Below are 237 nucleotides of genomic sequence, written 5' to 3' on the forward strand. Positions count from 1 at the left end.
TCGCGGGTAACGGCAAAGCCTCGCGGCTGAGCCACTGGCCCGAGCAAACCGGCGAATAGGCTGCCGAGCCGTTCGCGGCCGGCCATGACCTCATGAATGTTTCGTTGCAGCAACTCAAGGTGTTTGTCGCCGTCGCGCGTGAACGGAGTTTCACACGCGCGGCGCGCGAGTTCGATCTGACACAGTCGGCGGTGAGCCGGTGTGTGCGGGAGCTGGAAGATGCGGTCGAACTCAAAT

Annotated in this window: 1 protein-coding gene; it reads left to right on the plus strand. The window is 62.9% G+C overall.

All coding sequences use genetic code 11. From position 1 onward, the window contains the following. Positions 1–92: 92 nt before the first annotated feature. The coding region (locus SB822_RS60830; RefSeq protein WP_410859616.1) for a LysR family transcriptional regulator at positions 93–237 on the plus strand (145 nt) is incomplete at its 3' end.

Origin of the sequence: Paraburkholderia sp. SIMBA_054 (genome assembly GCF_046534875.1) — a bacterium.
GTDB classification, from domain to species: Bacteria; Pseudomonadota; Gammaproteobacteria; order Burkholderiales; family Burkholderiaceae; genus Paraburkholderia; species Paraburkholderia hospita.